We start from the raw sequence: 17,327 nt of genomic DNA, 5'->3' as shown, positions 1-17,327 counted from the left end.
CTGCAGCAGAGGTCACGGGCGCCGGATGACCTGCGTGGGGATTGAACTTCGCGTTCACATGGACGGAGGATGATCTGCGTGGGGATTGAACTTCGCGTTCACGCGCGGGGGTCGTGATCTCGTGGTGTGAACCGGAGGTCCCATGACGTGAAAGGAGCCTCGCTCTCCCCGCGACACGCCGCGTGAACGCATCCCGGTTCGCCCGCGAGGCCGCCCGGAATGAGTGTTATTTGCGTCGCCTATGGCCTGCGAATTCTCACGCTTCAATGAGCTGCTTCATAGGCTTCGATGACGGATGCCGGAACCCGGCCCCGCTCCGAGACCTGATAGCCGTTGGACTTGGCCCAATCGCGGATCGCGCTGTAATCCTGCTGACCCGGGCGGCGGCGTTTGCGACCCGCCGGTGATGACGTCACGGCGCGCGACGACGAGATCGAACGCCCTGCTGCGAGATACGGCTCGAGCGCCGACCGCAGCGCGGCTGCGTTGTCGTCGGTGAGATCGATCTCGTACGCGACACCGTCGAGGGAGAAGAGCACCGTCTCGCCCTCTCCGACCTCGAGGACGGTTCCGTCGATGTCGTCGACGAGCTGGTGCACGATTCTGCGGGCCATGAAGCGCACAATACGCGAATTGTGACCGGAATTGTGCAGGACTATGTCAGGGCAGAAGTCCCGCGCGACGTGCTTTGGCAACGGCCGCGTGGCGGGTCGAGGCATCCAGCTTCCCCATCGCCGCCTGCAGGTACGACTTGACCGTGACCTCTTTCAGTGCGAGCGTCGCGGCGATCTCGGCATTCGTCGCGCCGAGCGCGGCGCACGCGAGCACGTCGGTCTCGCGCGGCGAGAGCCGCACGTCGAGCGAGAGCGGCTCGGCCGGAGCATCGGTCGAGATGGATGCCAGGCGACGCTCGATCACCTCGAGGCGTTGACGCAGGGCGGCGTCCTCGACGCTCGCCGCGATGCTGCGCAGTTCGGCATAGCTCTCGCGCAGCTCTTCCCGCGCCGAGGCACCGAAGACCGGGATCGGTGCCGTCACGGGAGCGAGCGACACGCGCCGTTCGACCTCGTCGCGCACCCGGAGTTCGGTCGCGAGCTCGGTCGCGACCTCGAACGCGGGGCCGGCGACGACATCGCCGACGGGCGCCTCCGACCACGACCCGCAGTAGATGACCCCGCGCGCACGGCCCGCCACGACGATCGGCACGGCGAACAGCGTCGAGATACCCTCGCCGAGGATCATCCGGTCGTAGTCGTGCGTGATGCTGCGCGACGACCGGTAGTCGAGGGCGAGGCGGGGCCGCTTCTCGACGAGCGCCTTGCCGCCGAGGCCCCGGCCCTTGCCGACGACGAGCCCCTGCAGGTGCTGCGTGCGGGCGCCGGTGATCGCCGTCACGTGGACCGAGCCGTCCTTCTCGAGGCCGCCGAACGCGACGGGGAAGCGCGTACGTCGCGTGAGCTGCTCGACGGCGCGCGCGACGAGGTGCTCGCCCGATTCGTTGCTCACCGGTGCTGCGCCCACGCATTACCTACTTCCGGGGGTACGGCGTCTTCGCCGTCTTTCGTAGCGTCGACCCTACCACCGGCCTCGGCGCCCCCTGCTGGGGTCGGTCCCCCGGCGGCGCAGCGCTGCGCCGCATCCATGTAGGCAAGGAGGCCACATGTCCGAGTCCCGGACGGATGCCGCACCCCCCGGTGGCATCGACTACATCGCGGAGGAGCGATCCCCGCGATTCACGGAGCTGAAGCGGCGGCAACGCAGCTTCGTCTTCCCCATGGCGATCGCGTTCCTCGTCTGGTACTTCACGTTCGTCCTGTTGTCGTCGTTCGCCCCGGCGTTCATGGCGACGCCCGTGTGGGGCAACATCAACGTCGGCCTGCTGTTGGGCCTCGGCCAGTTCGTGACGACCTTCGCCATCACGATGGGCTACGTCGCGTACGCCAACCGCAAGCTCGACCCGATCGCCGCTGAGATCCGCGAGGACCTCGAATCCAAGGAGTCAGGACAGAACGGGGTCTCGGCATGAACGACGTCTTCGGAGCGATCCACGCCGCGGTGCAGACCGTGGAGAACAACCCCATCCTGAACATCTCGATCTTCGGCGCATTCGTCGCCGTGACGCTGTTCATCGTCATCCGCGCGAGTCGCAACAACAAGACGGCGGCGGACTATTACGCAGCCGGCCGCTCGTTCACGGGGCCGCAGAACGGTTTCGCGATCTCGGGCGACTACCTCTCGGCCGCGTCGTTCCTCGGCATCTGCGGCGCCATCGCGATCAACGGCTTCGACGGGTTCCTGTACTCGATCGGGTTCCTCGTCGCGTGGCTCGTCGCGCTGCTCCTCGTCGCCGAGCTCATGCGCAACACGGGCAAGTTCACGATGGCCGACGTGCTGTCCTTCCGACTCAAGCAGGGTCCCGTGCGCATGGCGGCCGCGATCACGACCCTCGCGGTGTGCTTCTTCTACCTGCTCGCGCAGATGGCGGGCGCCGGCGGCCTCGTGTCGCTGCTGCTCGGCATCAGCGACCAGCTCGGACAGTCGATCGTCGTCGCCGTCGTGGGCGTCCTCATGATCGTCTACGTGCTCGTCGGCGGCATGAAGGGCACGACCTGGGTGCAGATCGTCAAGGCGTTCCTGCTCATCGGCGGGGCGCTGGTCATGACGATCTGGGTGCTCGCGATCAACGGCTTCAGCCTCGACACGCTCCTCGGCAAGGCCGTGGAGATGTCGCCGAAGGGGGAGGCCATCCTCGGACCGGGACTGCAGTACGGCGCCAACCCGTGGGACTTCATCTCGCTCGCGATCGCGCTCGTGCTCGGCACGGCGGGTCTGCCGCACGTGCTGATGCGCTTCTACACGGTGCCCACGGCGAAGGAAGCCCGTCGCTCGGTCGTGTGGGCCATCTGGCTCATCGGCCTGTTCTACCTGCTCACGCTCGTGCTCGGCTACGGCGCCGGCGCGCTCGTCGGGCCGGAGGAGATCGCCGCAGCGCCCGGTGGCGTCAACTCGGCGGCACCCCTGCTCGCGCTGCACCTCGGCGGCCCCGTGCTGCTCGGGTTCATCTCGGCGGTCGCGTTCGCGACGATCCTCGCGGTCGTCGCGGGGCTCACGATCACGGCGGCGGCGTCGTTCGCGCACGACATCTACGCGAACGTCGTCAAGAAGGGCAACGTCCCCGAGGGCGGTGAGGTCAAGGTCGCACGTCGCACGGTGATCGTGATCGGTGTTCTCGCGATCCTCGGCGGCATCGGCGTGCAGGGTCAGAACGTCGCGTTCCTCGTGGCGCTCGCCTTCGCGGTGGCGGCCTCGGCGAACCTGCCGACGATTCTGTACTCGCTCTTCTGGCGCAACTTCACGACGCGCGGTGCGGTGTGGAGCATGTACGGCGGACTCATCTCGTGCGTCGTGCTCATCCTCCTCTCGCCCGTGTTCTGGGGCCCGGCCGACGGCACGAGCGTCTTCAAGGTCGGCACCGCGATCTGGCCGCTGAACAACCCGGGCATCGTCTCGATCCCGCTCGGGTTCTTCCTCGGCTGGCTCGGCTCGGTGACGTCGAAGAAGGACGAGGATCCGAAGCTGGCGGCCGAGATGGACGTCCGCTCGCTGACCGGATTCGGCGCCGAGAAGGCGACGAGCCACTAGGAGGCACCAGCACGACCGTGGTTCGCGGCCCCGGGGCGGATGGCATCCTCCCCGGGGCCGCACTCGTGCACGGGCGGCCTACACGCCCGCGGCGCCGAGGGTCTGCTGTTCGAGGTCGATCAGGGAGCGTTTGATGTCGGGGCGCCCGCCGTATTCGCCGAGCGATCCGTCGGCGCGCACGACCCGGTGCACGGGGACGACGATCGAGAACGGCGTCGATGCGCACGCCGTGCCCACCGCCCGCGCCGCGCGCGGCCGGCCGGCCATGATCGCGACTTCGCCGTAGCCCGCCGTCTCGCCGTACGGGATGTCGCAGACGGCCGCGAGCGCTTCGCCCGTGAAGCCGCGCACGCCGCTCCAGTCGAGGGGGAGGTCGAACGCCCGCCGCTCGCCCTCGAAGTACTCATCGAGCTGCGCGGCGGCGATGGCCGCCGGATCGGACGCCTGATCTTCAGCGCGAAGCGCGGCGGGTTCGGGAACGGCGTGCAGCGTCAGCGCGATGCGCTCGAGCTCCGCGCCGAGCGGACCGTCGAAGGGATGCAGGGTGAGGATGCTGTCGTCGTCGGTGACGATGATGATGTCGCCGACGGGTGAGGGGTGGACGAGGTAGCGGGGCGATCCGGTCATGACACGATCCTTCCGGTGGGGCGGCGCGCCGGGCGCGATGCCGGACGAGCTGGGGAGGAGGACGCGTCGCACCGGGCCTGGGGAGGAGGAGAACGCCGGGCAGGCGACCATGACAGGGCGGCCGGGCGGTCGAGCCCCCAAGGAGAAGTGACCAGCCTCCAATACCGCGAAACCCGGCGCAGATGCAAGGGGCTCCGCGTGTCGCCGCCTAGGGTGGCCGTGTGTGGCGAGCAGACGGGAGCACCTTGGCGGATGACAATCCGGCCGGTGCGGACGAATCCGACCCGACGGCGACGCCCGGCGACCTCGCCGTGGCCGAGCCCGGGGTGACGGTCGCGCACATCGCCGACCCCGAACGCGAACGTCTGCAGACCGAAGCGGGTCAGCTGGGCGGTCGCTCGACGCTTCTGCACATGGCGAGCGACGACGCCGCGATCGAGATCACCAAAGCGCACCCCGGCAGTCTGCCGCAGTTCCTGACGGGGCGCTCGACGCTGCTGTCCGGGCTCTTCCGCGACGAGGTCGCACTGCGCACGGCGCGGATGGCGGCCGAGCGCATCACGAACAAGAGCGTCGAACTGCGCACGACCCGCGGCCTCGACACCGTGCACCTGTCTGTCGGGCTCGCGTCGTGGCGCGTCGGCGAGGACGACTTCTGCGCTCCCGTCCTGCTGCGGCCGCTCGCGATCCGGCGCCACCAGACCGACTTCGAAGTGAAGCTGCACGGCGCGTACGCCGTGAACCCGCAGCTCGTGACGACGCTCGCGGAGCACTTCGGCATCATCGTCGACGCGCAGGGCCTCGCCGCGCTCGCCTACGACGAAGGCGTCTTCAAGCCGCAGCCCGTCATCGACCGCCTTCGCGCCCTGACGGCGACGATCCCGTCGTTCACGGTGCAGCCGCGTCTGCTCGTCTCGAGCTTCGGCGACGTCGGGACGGCGATGCGGGCGGATGCCGCGAACCTCGATCATCCGATCCTGAACGCGCTCGCGGGGCATCACGACGACCGCGAGCGTCTCGCGGCGGTGCGCGAGGTGCGGGCGCGCACGAATCCGGACGAGCGGGCCCCGGCATCCGACAACTACCTGCTCGACGCCGACGCCGAGCAGGAGGACGTCCTCGCGCGCATCGTCGCCGGGCAGTCGCTCGCCGTGCACACCCTGCCGGGCACCGGCGGCACGCAGACCGTCATCAACGCCGTCGGCGCGCTCGTGCGCGACGGCAAGCGCGTCCTCGTCGTGAGCGCGCGCCGATCGACCCTCGAAGGGGCACGCCACAGGCTCGCCGGCATCGGCCTGCCCGGACTCGCCGTCTCGCCCCGGCATCTGCAGCGCGATCTCGTGCGGGCGATCGGACGCAACGAGAAGGCGGAGAAGCCCAAGGTCGCCGACATCGACGATGCGCTCGTGCGCCTGCGCGGCGTGCTGCGCGACTATCGCGGCGCCGTGACGGTGCGTCATCCCGCGCTCGGCGTCTCGGCGCTCGACGTGCTCCGCGCCCTCTCGACCCTGTCGGCGGAGTCCCCGGATGCGGCGACCTCCGCGCGCTTCGACCCGCGCACCCTCGAGCGCCTCGCCGAGAATCGCCCCGAAGCGGCGGCCAAGCTCGCCGCGGCGGCGCGCATGGGGGAGTTCCGCTTCGGGCCCGATGACTCGCCGTGGTACGGCGTGAGCTTCGCCACGACGGAGGACGCCCGCGGCGCTCATGCGCTCGCGAGCCGCCTGCACCGGCAGGAGGTCCCCGCCCTGCTCGAGCGCGGGTACGAGCTCATCGCGCAGACGCACATGCGTCCGTTCCAGACGATCGCCGAGCTCGGCGCATACCTGCGGCTCCTGCAGGGCATCCGCGACTCGCTCGACCGGTTCAGTCTCACGGTGTTCGAGCGGCCGCTCGGCGAGCTCATCCAGGCCCACGGCCCGCGCCGCGACGCGCCCGAGATGTCGAGCGCCAACCGCCGCCGCCTCAAGCGGCTGTCGAAGGAGTACGTCCGCCCCGGCGTCCACGTCGTCGACATGCACGAGGCGCTCGTGCGCATCCAGCAGCAGCGCACACAGTGGCAGCGGTTCGTCGACGCCGGCGTCACGCCCGAGATCCCGATCGGCATCGCCGACGTGCAGGTCGCGTGGCAGCGCGTGGACGCCGAGCTCGCGGAACTGGATGCCGCGCTCGGACGCGGCGACGCGGATCGCCTCTCGACCCTGCCCGTCGCCGAGCTCGTGCGCACGCTCGCGGGCCTCGCCGCGGAGTCCGCGGTCTTCGACAATCTCGTCGAGCGCGCGACGCTGCGCACCGAGCTCGCAAGCCTCGGCCTGGAGCCGCTGCTCACCGAGCTCTCGGTCAGGCACGTGCCCGAGAAGCTCGTGGGCGCCGAGCTCGAGTTCGCGTGGTGGCAGTCCGCGCTCGAGCACCTCCTGCGCTCCGAGCGTGCGCTCCTGGGCGCCAACACCGCCGTCGTCGATCGCCTCGAGCGCGACTTCCGTCTCGTCGACGAGGCGCATGCCCAGGCATCCGGACCCCTCCTCGCGGCTCAGCTCGCGACGCAGTGGCGCATCGGCATCGTCGATGACGCGGCCGAGGCGGACGCGCTCAAGCGCGCGCTCAAGGACGGCGCCGCGACGCCGCGCGCCGCGTTCGACGCCGCACCCTCGCTTTTGCGGACGCTCGCTCCGGTGTGGCTCGCGTCTCCGTACGACGTGCCGTCGATTCCCGACGACTTCGGGTTCGACGTCGTGATCATCGCGGATGCCGCCGCCCTGTGCATCGCCGAGGCCGCGCCCGCGCTGCGTCGCGCGCGCCAGATCGTCGTGTTCGGTGACCCCGTGACCCAGAAGCCGACGCCGTTCCGGATCGCGACCGGCCCGGCCCCGGCCCCCGAAGACGCGTTCCGCATGACGTCGGCGCCGCGCGCCGAGGAGCCCGAGCCCTTCGATGAGGCGAGCGTCTTCGAGCGTCTCGCCGAGATCGTCCCCGTCGAGACCCTGACGCGCAGCTACCGCGCGGGCGGCGAGGACCTCGCCGAGCTCGTCAACGCCGCGTTCTACGGCGGCGAGATCGTCTCGTATCCGTGGGCGGGTTCGTACCTCGGGCGGGGGAGTCTCAGCGTCGACTACGTCGAGGGCGGGACGGGGATGCCCGATCCGGTCACGGGAGCCGTCGAGAGTCCGGATGCCGAGGTCGCGCGCGTCGTGACTCTTGTCGTCGAGCACGCCGTGAACCGTGGCAACGAGTCGCTCATGGTCGTGACGGCGAGTGCCAAGCATGCCGAGCGCATCCGCGCCGCCGTCGAGCACGCGTTCGCGGGTCGTACCGACGTCGCCGACTTCGTCTCGCGCGACACGGCCGAGCCGTTCGCGGTGCTGACGCTCGAGGAGTCCGTCGCCGAGAGTCGCGACCGCGTGGTGTTCTCGCTCGGGTTCGGCCTCACGAAGCACGGGCGTGTCCTGAGCGACTTCGGCGACCTGTCCACGCCCGACGGCGAGCGACTCCTCACGGTCGGGATGACGCGCGCCCGCCGATCGATGGTGATCGTCTCTTCGATCCGCCCGACGGCGTTCGAGGACGGACGCCTCGAGTACGGTGCCGCGATCATCATGAGCATCCTCGGCGGACTCGCCGCGCGGGGGCGCGACGCCCGACTCGAGGACCTCGCCGATCCCCTGACCCTCGCGCTCGCGCGCGAGCTGCGGGCCCTGGGGGTCGCGGTCGACGTGCACTACCGCGGACTGCTTCCGCTCGTCGCGCAGTACGAAGGCAAGGCGGTCGTCGCCGAGAGCGACCCCGAGACGATCGGGGAGTCGCTGCGCGAGTCGCTGCGCCTGCGTCCGCAGATCCTGCGGCGCCTCGGCTGGCACTACGTGCGGGTGCACTCGTTCGATCTGTACAACGATCCCGCCAGCGTCGCGGCGCGCATCGCGGCGCTGCTCGGGGTCGACCCCGATCAGCCCCGCGCCGGCACCGTCACGCAGCCGATCGATGTCGACTGATCCCGAGCGTCAGAAGGTCGTGCACGTGCCCGGCTCGCGTCGGGTGAAGCTCACCCCGGCGCCGGGCACGACGGCCGAGCCCGTCGAGGAGTCGGATGCCGCGGCATCCGACCCCCCGTCGGGTGGCCCCAATGACGACCGCATGCGGCAGGACGTCCCGCCGCACTATTGATCGTTCGTCCTAGGTGATCGTTCGTCCTAGGCCTTGGGTGCGTCGCCGGCCGGGGGAGTCGTCGAGACGGATACGCCCGTCTGACGCTCGAGCAGGTCGCGGATCTGCGTGAGCAGCTCGACGTCCGTGGGTCCTGCCGGTGCCTCTTCAGCGACGCCCGCGCGCGCTGCCGCACGCTCCTTGAACTTGTTCATGGGGAAGACGAACACGAAGTAGACCACGACGGCCACGGCGAGGAAGCTGATGATGGCTCCGACGATCGCGCCGAGGGGGAAGAAGACCTCCTGGCCCTGCAGGCCGGTGATGGTCGGGCCGACCTGGTCGAGGCTGTCGGCCTTGAAGACGAGTGCGATGAGCGGATTGATGAGTCCCGCGACGATCGCGTTGACGACCGCTGTGAACGCTGCGCCGATGACCACCGCGACGGCGAGGTCGATGACGTTTCCGCGTGTGATGAACTCCTTGAAACCCTGGATCATGTGCTGCCCCCTCACGGCGCGCGTGCGCCGGTTACGAACCCGCTGGTGCGGGGGAGGCCTTCGCCTCCGACTTCGATGATGTCGAAGAAGACGAGTCGCTGCCACCCGAGGACGACGATCCGGACGACGAGCTCGACGTGTCGGAGGATGACGTCTTGGCGCGCGAATCGGTGCGGTAGAAGCCCGATCCGTTGAAGGTGACCCCGATCGAGCCGTACTCCTTGCGCAGCGGTCCGCCGCACTCGGGGCACTCGGTGAGCGCCGCATCGGCGAAGGACTGGACGGCGTCGAAACGGTGGCCGCACTGTTTGCAGGCGTAGGCGTAGGTAGGCATGGACTCTCGTGTCGGTTCAGCGCCGCGAGGGCGAAAGGGTCAGAGTGCGGGTCGGCGTCACGACGCCCGTTACAGGTTCGTCCCGTTCGTCGGAGGGGATGTCGTCGAGGACTTCGGAGTCGAAGACGACGGCGTAGACGGGCGGGCACTTCTCCATCGAGCCCAGCGTCTTGTCGAAGTACCCGCGTCCCCAGCCGAGCCGCATGCCGTCCCGGCCGACCGCGGCGGCGGGGATCACGAGCACATCGACGTCGTTCACGGCGATGGGCCCGAGGACTTCGCCGACCGGTTCGGGCAAGCCGAAGAGCCCCTCCGCGATGTCGCCGTCCGGGGTCGCGACCGCCCAGTCCAGAAGACCGTCCGCACGCGTGATGGGAAGGAGGACCCGGATGCCGCGGGCAACGGCCAGCTCGACGAACTCGTGCGTGCCCGGTTCGGTCGTCGTCGACAGGTAGCACGACATCGACGTGACGCCGAGGCGATCGACCAAGGCGTCGAGCTGCTCGCGGATGCCGGTGGCCGCGGCATCCCGCGCGCTCTCCGACAGCAGCTGTCGTCGCTCGCGAAGATCCGCGCGCAGCGCGCGCTTCTCGTCGTGGACGGAGTTCGGCATGAGTCGATTGTAGGTGCGTGCGACCAGCAGACCGCCGAACGGTGGACAGCAGGTGGAGTCCTGGTGACGGTAGAGTTCTCGGCATGCCGCATAAGCCCTTCAAGGCCGTCATCCCTGCCGCTGGCCTCGGCACACGATTCCTGCCCGCTACGAAGGCGATGCCCAAGGAGATGCTGCCGGTCGTCGACAAGCCGGCGATCCAGTACGTCGTGGAAGAGGCGGCGGCCGCGGGGATCGACGACATCCTCGTCATCATCGGTCGCAACAAGAACGCGATCTCGAATCACTTCGACTCGGTGCCGGAGCTCGAGGTGAAGCTGAAGGACAAGGGCGACTACGAGCGCCTGCACCGCGTTCTGGAGTCGAGCGATCTCGCCGACATCCACTTCGTCCGCCAGGGCGAGCCCAAGGGACTCGGCCACGCCGTTCTTCGCGCCAAGGCACATGTGGGCGAATCCTCGTTCGCCGTCATGCTCGGCGACGACCTCATCGACGATCGCGATGAGCTGCTCACGACGATGATCGCCGAGCACGAGCGCACGGGCGCGGCCATCGTCGCTCTCATGGAGGTCGATCCCGACCACATCCAGCTCTACGGCGTCGCTGCGGCCGAGGCCACCGATCGCGACGACATCGTCAGGGTCACGGGTCTCGTCGAGAAGCCCAACAAAGAGGACGCGCCGTCGAATCTCGCCGTGATCGGGCGCTACGTGCTCGCGCCGTCGGTGTTCGACATCCTCGAGCGCACCGAGCCGGGCAAGGGCGGCGAGATCCAGCTCACGGACGCCCTGCAGGAGCTCGCGGCGGATCCCGATGGCCCCGGCGTGTACGGCGTCGTGTTCCGCGGTCGCCGCTACGACACCGGCGATAGGGTGGACTACATCAAGGCCATCGTGCAACTGGCGGCGGATCGCGACGATCTCGGTCCAGACCTGCGACCCTGGTTCAAGGAGTTCGCGGCGAACCTCTGATCGCCGCTCGGCACGAGGGGGACGGATGGAGCTCAGCACTCCGCGGCGCCATGGTCCGGTCTCGATCCGACTTGTGAAGCAGCGCGACGCGCGCGTGCTGCAGCAGGAGCTCCTTTCGAATCGCGGATGGCTTCGGCCGTGGGAGGCCACGAGCCCCGACGGTCCGGTCTCGTTCGACATGCGACTCGGAGTGCGCCGCCTGCTGCAGCAGTATCGCGACGGCGCGGGTGTTCCCTTCGTCATGGAGTACGACGGCGACATCGCGGGACAGCTCAACGTCTGGGGAATCGCGCGCGGGTCCCTCGCCTCCGCGACGATCGGGTACTGGGTGAGCGAGCGCTACGCCGGGCGCAACATCACCCCCACGTCGGTCGCGCTCGCGACCGACGTGTGCTTCTCGGAGCTGCGCCTGCACCGCATGGAGATCTGCATCCGCCCCGAGAACGCCGCGAGCATCCGCGTCGTGGAGAAGCTCGGCTTCCGCTACGAGGGGCTGCGTCGCCGCTACATCCACATCGACGGCGACTGGCGAGACCACTACGCGTTCGCCCTCGTGCGGGAAGAGGTTCCCGAGGGCGTCCTGCAGCGGTGGGTCGCGGGCCGTGCGCCGCAGGATGCCGCGACCGTGCCGCCCACCGACCGCCTGCACGCGTGAAGGTTAACCTTTGACGCGAGGTTGAAGGACACGCGACGGGATGCCGGGGTCGCCGCATCCCGTCGCCTACCGTGGACGCCATGGGTGGGCAGGTACTGGGCGGGGGAGTCATCGTTCTCGTCGCCGTGCTCCTGTGGCTCGTGTACCTCCTTCCCTCCTGGCACAGCCGTCGGCAATACGACGCATCGGAGCGCAACGCCGTGCGCCTCAATCAGGCGCTGCGGGTGCTCGCCGAGACGAGCGAGACTCCCGACGAGGTGCGCCTCGAGCTGACCGCGCGCACGGCGCTCGCGCAGCAGAAGCTCGCGCGCCGGGCGATGGCCGAGCGCGAGTACGCGGCGCTCGAAGACGCCCGCGTCGATCTGGAGCGCGCCCGTGACGAACGCGCCGCGGCCCGGGCGACTCCGCAGGCGCAGCGCGCCCGTGCGCGACGCCGACTGCGGATCACGGTCACGATTCTGGGCCTCGTCGGCGTGGGCATCGCGGTCTGGGGAGGCTGGCAGGTCGTCGCGACAGGATCGCAGGTTCTCCTGTGGGCGGGTGCAGCAGGCGCCGCCGTGTGCGGACTCCTCCTTCACCGCATGTCGCGCGTCGGAGCGCGTGCGGTCGTGCGTCAGGCCTCGGCCGAGCCGCGTCCCGTCGCCACGGTGCAGGATCTCGCCGTGGGCGACGCGCCACGCGCCTGGTCCCCTCGCGAGCTGCCGAAGCCCCTCACGGCGTCGTCGGGGTCGCGCGCGGCAGCGCTGCTCGACGCCGAAGAGGCGCGCGAGGCGCTTCGCCAGGCAGCGGTGGAAGAAGCGATGCGCGAGCGCGCGGAGGCCCAGCGGCCGCCGTCGATCGACACGGCGCGCCCCGCACGCGAGTTCGCCCGCATGGGCTTCGTCGACGACGCCGAGATCGAGGCGCACGTGCGCGACCTGCTCGCGCGGCGGGCGTCGGGCGAGTAGCTCTCACTCCGTCTTCGTCGACGACGCCGAGATCGGAGCACACGCGCCCGTCGGGACCGTGACTGTCAGCTCTCCCAGAGCACACGGCCGCGGCCGAGCACGAGTTCACGCGGCGGCGTGCGCACGATCGCGTCCATCGGGTTCTCCGCGTCGAGGAGCACGAGGTCCGCGGGCGCTCCCGCGACGAGGTCGTGTGCCTGTCTGCCGACGAAGGATGCCGCGGCGCTCGACGCCAGCTCGGCGACCCGGAAGAGGTCCTCGTCGCGCACGATGCCCGACGAGCGCGCGTACTGCCATGCGATGCCGAGCAGATCGCCCGTGCCGTAGGGGCTCCACAGATCGCGGATGCCGTCGGTGCCGAAGCCGAAGCGGACGGCCGCGGCATCCATCTCCTTCAGGGGCAGCTGCGGCAGGCGCAGCGGCGCGACCGTCGTCATGCTGATGTCCAGGCCGCCCATCGCCTGGAGGAGATCCTGGCGACGGGCGGGGGAGACCTCGGCGATCGCGAACCCGTGCGCGACGTTGACGCGACCCTCGAGGCCGTGGCGCTGCGTCCGCTCGATGATGAGCTCGATCTGGAACGCCCCCAGATCGGCGGAGTCGTGCAGATGGATGTCGACGCCGACGCCCGTGTCGGCGGCGATGGTGAAGAGCGCGTCGAGCTGGCCGACGGGGTCGCGGTCGATGGATGCCGGGTCCAGCCCGCCGATGTGCTCGACGCCCGCTTCGGCCGCGGCGCGGAGGAGTTCGACCACGCCGTCGCGGCGGAGCACGCCGTCCTGCGGGAACGCGACGATCTCGGCGTGCAGAGCGCCGTCGTACTCGGCGACGGCTTCGCGCACGACCTCGATGCCGCGCAGGCCGATGCCCGGGTCGACGTCGACGTGCGTCCGCAGGGCGGTCGTCCCCGTGCGGACGGACTGCTCGAGCACGTTGCGGGTGACGTCGAGACCCGGGATGCCGAGCTCGTCGCGCCGGGCGCGCTCGTGCCGGATGCGACCCTCGGTACCGCCCGCACCGCCGTAGGACTGCCACGGGTGGCCCCACCAGGACTTGTCGACGTGCGCGTGGACGTTGAGCAGACCGGGGAGCGCGAGCCGTCCGCGGCCGTCGATCTCGCCCTGCGCGATCGCGGCTGCGCTCGCCGGTTCGACGGCGCCCCAGGTGCCGTCGGCAGCGATGCGCAGATCGCTGACATCGCCTCCCCAGGGCCTCACATTGCGGACGGAGGACACGGAGCGGAGCGAGGACTGCATCCTCCCGTCCTGCCCCCCGTAGGAGCCGTGAGGATTCGAGGAGACCCGTCAAGCGTGATACTGTATCGGAGGTTCACGGGCCTATGGCGCAGTTGGTAGCGCGCCTCGTTCGCATCGAGGAGGTCAGGAGTTCGAATCTCCTTAGGTCCACCGAGAATCACGAAACGCCCCTCTTCGGAGGGGCGTTTCGGCATCTCCGACCGGGAGCTCCGCGCCGGCATTCCGGCCTGTGCGTCCTGGTCCGATGGTTCGGCTGCACATCGGGTTCCGTTGACCGTCGATGCCACGTAGGTTCGCATCATGGCTGACCGTGCTGTGCCCAACCTGCCGTCCCGGTCGTTCGACGACACCGTCGCGTTCTACCGGGGATTCGGATTCGAGGAGCGGTTCCGCGATGGCGGGTGGCTCATCCTCGCGCGTGGCGGGATCGAGCTCGAGTTCTTCCTCGCCCCCGAGCACGATCCGTACGCGAGCTGGTTCATGACGAGCGTGCGGGTCGTCGACCTCGATGCCCTCTATGCCGCCGTACGCGCGAGCGGCGTGCCCGAGCGGGATTCCGGCATCCCGCGCCTCGTTCCCGTCGCGCTGCGGGAGTGGGGCCAGCGCGCCGGATTCCTCATCGATCCCGACGGCACGCAGCTGCACCTGATCGAGAGTCCCGCGTGATCAGCTGACAGCGGCCTCGCGCGCCCGGAGGTCCTTGCGCAGGATCTTGCCGGCCGTCGACTTGGGGATGACGTCGATGAACTCGACGCGGCGCACCTTCTTGTGCGGCGCGACGCTGCCGGCTACGAAAGCCATGACGTCGACCTCGGTCAGACTCGACTCGGGGGCCGCGACGACGTACGCCTTCGGTATCTCCTGTTTGTCCTCATCGAGCACGCCGATGACGGCGGCATCCATGATCTTCGGATGCGACAGCAGCAGCGCTTCGAGCTCGGCCGGGGCGATCTGGTAGCCCTTGTACTTGATGAGCTCCTTCACCCGATCCACGATCGAGTAGTAGCCGTTCTCGTGAAGGACGCCGATGTCGCCGGTGTGCAGGAATCCGTCGGCGTCGAGCGTCTCGGCCGTCGCATCCGGCTTGTTCAGATACCCGAGCATGACGTTGGGGCCCTTGATCCACAGTTCACCCGGCGCGGTGACGCCGCCCTCGCCGAATGACGTGATCTCTTCGCCCGTCTCGGTGTCGACGAGCTTGCACTCCTGATTCGGCAGCAGTGTGCCGACCGACGAGTGCGGAACGGCGTCGCGATCGTGCGGCGTCGCGTGCGACACCGGCGACAGCTCGCTCATGCCGTATCCCTGCATGACCCGCGCGTTGATCCGCCGGCCGGCGACCTCGGCCGTCTCTCCGTCGAGCGGCGCAGCCCCCGAGAAGACGGAGTGCACGGTCGAGATGTCGAACTGGTCGACGACGGGATGCTTCGCGAGCGCGACCGCGATCGGGGGCGCGATGAACAGATAGGTGCACCCGAAGTTCTGGATGTTCGTCAGGAACTCGACGAGGTCGAACTTCGGCATCGTCACGAGGCTCGCGCGCTGGCGCAACGCGAGGTTCAGCAGCACCGTGAGGCCGTAGATGTGGAAGAACGGCAGCACCGCGAGCACGCGGTCGCTCGGCTGCAGATCGATGTTCGCGCGCGACTGCTGCACGTTCGCCACGAGGTTGCGGTGCGTGAGCATGACACCCTTCGGGATGCCCGTCGTGCCCGACGAGTACGGCAGGGCCGCGATGTGCGTCGCCGGATCGAACGACACGTCGGGCGCCGGCGACCCTTCCGTGAGCAGTCCCCGCAGATCGGGGTGCCCCTCGGCGCCGTCGAGCACGATGAGCCGCTCGGGCGCGATGCCGACAGCTTCAGCCGCCGTCGAAGCCTGGGCCAGCAGCGGCGAGACCGTCACGAACCATGTGGCCCCGGCGTCCTGCAGCTGCTTCTCGATCTCGCCCGCCGTGTAGAGCGAGTTGATCGTCGTGACCGTGGCCCCCGCGCGGAGCGCGCCGTGGAACACCGTCGCGAACGCGGGCACATTGGGGCAGAGGAGCCCGATCACGGTCTCGGTGCCGACGCCGCGTGCCGCGAGCGCGCCGGCGAACGCGAGAACCTGTGCGCGCAGGCCGCCGTATGTCGTCTCGACGCCGGTCGCCGGATCGATCAGCGCGACGCGCCCGTGGTCGTCGTCGGTGAGCGATCCGAAGAGGTAGTCGTAGACGCTGACGTCGGGGATCTCGACATCGGGCAGAGGGCTGCGGAACACGGGGTCTCCTTCGACGGCCGTCACCCGGCTCCGTCGCCGGGACGATGGCGTCCATCATGCCACCGCGGTGCCGTCGACGGATGCCGTGCTCCGGCATCCCGTCCACGTCAGTGCGTCAGCACCTGCTGCCTGCTGCCTGCCGCAAGACGTTCCGCCGCGAGTCCCTCGGCTGCCGCGAGCGGGGTCACGCCGCGCGACTCGGCCTCGTCGAAGATGCGCCGCACCGTGCCGCCGATCGCGGCGACGCGCTCCATGATCTCGCCGCGGCTGCCGAGCTTCTTCGCCTCGAGGTCGAGGTAGATGACGCCGCCGGCGTTCACGACGAAATCTGGGGCGTAGAGGATGCCGCGCCCCGCGAGCCGGTCGGCTCCCTCGCGTGCGGCGAGCGGGTTGTTCGCCGGACCGCAGACCGCTCTGGCGTCGAGCGCGTCGATGACGTCGTCCGTGAGGAGTCCGCCGATGCCCGCCGGCACGAAGACGTCGGCCGGGATGAGGTGCTCTTCGCCCGGGAGGGCCCATTCGGCGCCGAGCTCGCGCGCGAGGTCGCGCTTCGCGGGGTTCACGTCGGTCACGGTGAGGATGGCTCCCTCGGCCGCCAGGCGCACCGCGAGCCGGCTGCCGACCTGGCCGAGACCCGAGATCGTGACGCGCCGCCCCGCGACATCCGCGACGCCCGCCACTCGCTCGAGCGTCGCTCGCAGCGACTCGTACACACCCAAGCTCGTAGGACCAGCGGGCTCGCCTGAACCGCCGCCCGCTTCGGGCAGGCCGACGACGTGGTCCGTCCGCTCGCTGACGGTCAGCATGTCCTCGGTGGTCGAGCCCACGTCCTCAGCCGTGCGGTAGAGGCCGTGCATCGACTCGACCGCGTCGCCCAGGTCGAGGAACGCGTCCCGCCGCCGTTCGGCGTCGAGCACCGTCCCGGGCTCGAGCGCGATGACGGCCTTGCCGCCGCCCGCGTCCAGGCCTGCGGCCGCGTTCTTCAGGGTCATCGCGGCCGAGAGGCGCAGGGCGTCGCCGAGCCCGTCGCTCCACTGCGGGTACGCCCACAGCCGTGCGCCGCCGAGGGCGGAGCCGAGCACCGAGGAATGCAGCGCGACGGCGATGAACAGACCGCTCCGCCGCCCCGTGATCACCTCCACGCGCTCGTGCGTGAAATCGGGCAGGGGCAGGGTGTGCGACATCGCGTTCTTCCTTCGGCCGGCCTTGTGGGCTGTGCGCTCCGGACACCGCGGCGTTGCGGCATCCGTCATCCATTGCACCACCGCAGGGCGCTTCGTTCAACCGGCGTCGCTCCAGCTGTGCGATCTGACCGGAATGACGCTCTCCGGCATGCATATTGCCCGCCGCCGTCGCCGAGAGCGATCGTCGCGGTGCGGAGCAGCGACC

Annotated in this window: 17 protein-coding genes and 1 tRNA gene; 9 read left to right on the top strand and 9 right to left on the bottom strand. The window is 69.8% G+C overall.

The window, feature by feature from the left end; all coding sequences use genetic code 11:
• Positions 1-263 precede the first annotated feature (263 nt).
• Both MA876_RS15815 and MA876_RS15810 read right to left on the bottom strand, forming a co-directional pair.
• The gene (locus tag MA876_RS15815; protein ID WP_248151681.1) at positions 264-614 is read right to left on the bottom strand and encodes a histone-like nucleoid-structuring protein Lsr2; all 351 of its coding nucleotides are present in this window, start codon (positions 612-614) and stop codon (positions 264-266) included.
• A 46-nt stretch (positions 615-660) separates the two neighbouring features.
• On the bottom strand, positions 661-1,506 hold the full coding sequence (locus MA876_RS15810; RefSeq protein ID WP_248151679.1) for a LuxR C-terminal-related transcriptional regulator: 846 nt from the start codon (positions 1,504-1,506) through the stop codon (positions 661-663).
• Between the two features lie 154 nt (positions 1,507-1,660).
• Here MA876_RS15810 and MA876_RS15805 point away from each other — a divergent pair, with 154 nt between their 5' ends.
• Together MA876_RS15805 and MA876_RS15800 are read left to right on the top strand one after the other, a co-directional pair.
• Positions 1,661-2,026: a DUF485 domain-containing protein gene (locus MA876_RS15805; RefSeq protein ID WP_248151677.1), complete on the top strand. Its 366-nt coding sequence runs from the start codon at positions 1,661-1,663 to the stop codon at positions 2,024-2,026.
• A complete protein-coding gene (locus MA876_RS15800) occupies positions 2,023-3,642 on the top strand; it encodes a monocarboxylic acid transporter (protein ID WP_248151674.1) in 1,620 nt (539 codons plus the stop codon). Before MA876_RS15805 ends, MA876_RS15800 begins: the two co-directional genes overlap by 4 nt.
• Positions 3,643-3,720: 78 nt before the next feature.
• On the opposite strand, the gene MA876_RS15795 is transcribed toward MA876_RS15800, so the two are convergent.
• Positions 3,721-4,269, bottom strand: a complete 549-nt coding sequence (locus tag MA876_RS15795) for a methylated-DNA--[protein]-cysteine S-methyltransferase (RefSeq protein ID WP_248151672.1) — start codon at positions 4,267-4,269, stop codon at positions 3,721-3,723.
• Between the two features lie 221 nt (positions 4,270-4,490).
• Between MA876_RS15795 and MA876_RS15790 the strand changes: the two genes are divergently transcribed.
• Positions 4,491-8,252: an AAA family ATPase gene (locus MA876_RS15790; protein ID WP_372491539.1), complete on the top strand. Its 3,762-nt coding sequence runs from the start codon at positions 4,491-4,493 to the stop codon at positions 8,250-8,252.
• A complete protein-coding gene (locus MA876_RS15785) occupies positions 8,242-8,424 on the top strand; it encodes a hypothetical protein (RefSeq protein ID WP_248151670.1) in 183 nt (60 codons plus the stop codon). Before MA876_RS15790 ends, MA876_RS15785 begins: the two co-directional genes overlap by 11 nt.
• A 26-nt stretch (positions 8,425-8,450) precedes the next feature.
• Here MA876_RS15785 and mscL read toward each other — a convergent pair whose 3' ends face one another.
• From mscL to MA876_RS15770, 3 genes are read right to left on the bottom strand one after another with little or no spacing between them, the layout of a single operon-like run.
• Positions 8,451-8,903: a large conductance mechanosensitive channel protein MscL gene (gene mscL / locus MA876_RS15780; protein WP_248151668.1), complete on the bottom strand. Its 453-nt coding sequence runs from the start codon at positions 8,901-8,903 to the stop codon at positions 8,451-8,453.
• A 31-nt stretch (positions 8,904-8,934) separates the two neighbouring features.
• On the bottom strand, positions 8,935-9,237 hold the full coding sequence (locus MA876_RS15775; protein ID WP_248151666.1) for an FmdB family zinc ribbon protein: 303 nt from the start codon (positions 9,235-9,237) through the stop codon (positions 8,935-8,937).
• Between the two features lie 16 nt (positions 9,238-9,253).
• On the bottom strand, positions 9,254-9,850 hold the full coding sequence (locus tag MA876_RS15770) for a 5-formyltetrahydrofolate cyclo-ligase (RefSeq protein WP_248151664.1): 597 nt from the start codon (positions 9,848-9,850) through the stop codon (positions 9,254-9,256).
• 83 nt (positions 9,851-9,933) lie between these two features.
• On the opposite strand from MA876_RS15770, the gene galU reads away from it, so the two are divergent.
• The 3 genes from galU (at position 9,934) to MA876_RS15755 (ending at position 12,423) form a co-directional block, all read left to right on the top strand.
• Positions 9,934-10,821, top strand: a complete 888-nt coding sequence (gene galU, locus MA876_RS15765; protein ID WP_248151662.1) for a UTP--glucose-1-phosphate uridylyltransferase GalU — start codon at positions 9,934-9,936, stop codon at positions 10,819-10,821.
• Positions 10,822-10,846: 25 nt separating this feature from the next.
• A complete protein-coding gene (locus tag MA876_RS15760; RefSeq protein ID WP_248151660.1) occupies positions 10,847-11,476 on the top strand; it encodes a GNAT family N-acetyltransferase in 630 nt (209 codons plus the stop codon).
• 80 nt (positions 11,477-11,556) lie between these two features.
• Positions 11,557-12,423: a large exoprotein gene (locus MA876_RS15755; RefSeq protein ID WP_248151658.1), complete on the top strand. Its 867-nt coding sequence runs from the start codon at positions 11,557-11,559 to the stop codon at positions 12,421-12,423.
• Positions 12,424-12,488: 65 nt separating this feature from the next.
• Here MA876_RS15755 and MA876_RS15750 read toward each other — a convergent pair whose 3' ends face one another.
• Complete coding sequence (locus MA876_RS15750) at positions 12,489-13,679, bottom strand: amidohydrolase family protein (RefSeq protein WP_248151656.1); 1,191 nt, start codon at positions 13,677-13,679, stop codon at positions 12,489-12,491.
• Positions 13,680-13,756: 77 nt separating this feature from the next.
• Between MA876_RS15750 and MA876_RS15745 the strand changes: the two genes are divergently transcribed.
• Positions 13,757-13,829, top strand: a tRNA-Ala gene (locus MA876_RS15745).
• 150 nt (positions 13,830-13,979) lie between these two features.
• On the top strand, positions 13,980-14,345 hold the full coding sequence (locus MA876_RS15740) for a DUF8817 family protein (RefSeq protein WP_248151654.1): 366 nt from the start codon (positions 13,980-13,982) through the stop codon (positions 14,343-14,345).
• Here the strand turns inward: MA876_RS15740 and MA876_RS15735 are convergent, their stop codons facing one another.
• Entirely contained in the window at positions 14,346-15,938 is a 1,593-nt protein-coding gene (locus tag MA876_RS15735) for an AMP-binding protein (RefSeq protein WP_248151652.1), read from the bottom strand.
• 107 nt (positions 15,939-16,045) lie between these two features.
• On the bottom strand, positions 16,046-17,122 hold the full coding sequence (locus tag MA876_RS15730) for a Glu/Leu/Phe/Val dehydrogenase family protein (protein ID WP_248151651.1): 1,077 nt from the start codon (positions 17,120-17,122) through the stop codon (positions 16,046-16,048).
• Positions 17,123-17,327: the final 205 nt, after the last annotated feature.

This window comes from Microbacterium aoyamense (assembly GCF_023155855.1).
GTDB classification, from domain to species: domain Bacteria; phylum Actinomycetota; class Actinomycetes; order Actinomycetales; family Microbacteriaceae; genus Microbacterium; species Microbacterium aoyamense.
The sequence above is the reverse complement of the archived record's forward strand: the minus strand, read 5'-3'. Positions and strand labels throughout refer to the sequence as shown.

Coding starts and splice junctions, on each gene's coding strand:
- MA876_RS15815 (WP_248151681.1), bottom strand. CDS start 614: ATGGCCCGCAGAATCGTGCACCAGCTCGTCGACGACATCGACGGAACC.
- MA876_RS15805 (WP_248151677.1), top strand. CDS start 1,661: ATGTCCGAGTCCCGGACGGATGCCGCACCCCCCGGTGGCATCGACTAC.
- MA876_RS15800 (WP_248151674.1), top strand. CDS start 2,023: ATGAACGACGTCTTCGGAGCGATCCACGCCGCGGTGCAGACCGTGGAG.
- MA876_RS15795 (WP_248151672.1), bottom strand. CDS start 4,269: ATGACCGGATCGCCCCGCTACCTCGTCCACCCCTCACCCGTCGGCGAC.
- MA876_RS15785 (WP_248151670.1), top strand. CDS start 8,242: ATGTCGACTGATCCCGAGCGTCAGAAGGTCGTGCACGTGCCCGGCTCG.
- mscL (WP_248151668.1), bottom strand. CDS start 8,903: ATGATCCAGGGTTTCAAGGAGTTCATCACACGCGGAAACGTCATCGAC.
- MA876_RS15775 (WP_248151666.1), bottom strand. CDS start 9,237: ATGCCTACCTACGCCTACGCCTGCAAACAGTGCGGCCACCGTTTCGAC.
- MA876_RS15770 (WP_248151664.1), bottom strand. CDS start 9,850: ATGCCGAACTCCGTCCACGACGAGAAGCGCGCGCTGCGCGCGGATCTT.
- galU (WP_248151662.1), top strand. CDS start 9,934: ATGCCGCATAAGCCCTTCAAGGCCGTCATCCCTGCCGCTGGCCTCGGC.
- MA876_RS15760 (WP_248151660.1), top strand. CDS start 10,847: ATGGAGCTCAGCACTCCGCGGCGCCATGGTCCGGTCTCGATCCGACTT.
- MA876_RS15755 (WP_248151658.1), top strand. CDS start 11,557: ATGGGTGGGCAGGTACTGGGCGGGGGAGTCATCGTTCTCGTCGCCGTG.
- MA876_RS15750 (WP_248151656.1), bottom strand. CDS start 13,679: ATGCAGTCCTCGCTCCGCTCCGTGTCCTCCGTCCGCAATGTGAGGCCC.
- MA876_RS15740 (WP_248151654.1), top strand. CDS start 13,980: ATGGCTGACCGTGCTGTGCCCAACCTGCCGTCCCGGTCGTTCGACGAC.
- MA876_RS15730 (WP_248151651.1), bottom strand. CDS start 17,122: ATGTCGCACACCCTGCCCCTGCCCGATTTCACGCACGAGCGCGTGGAG.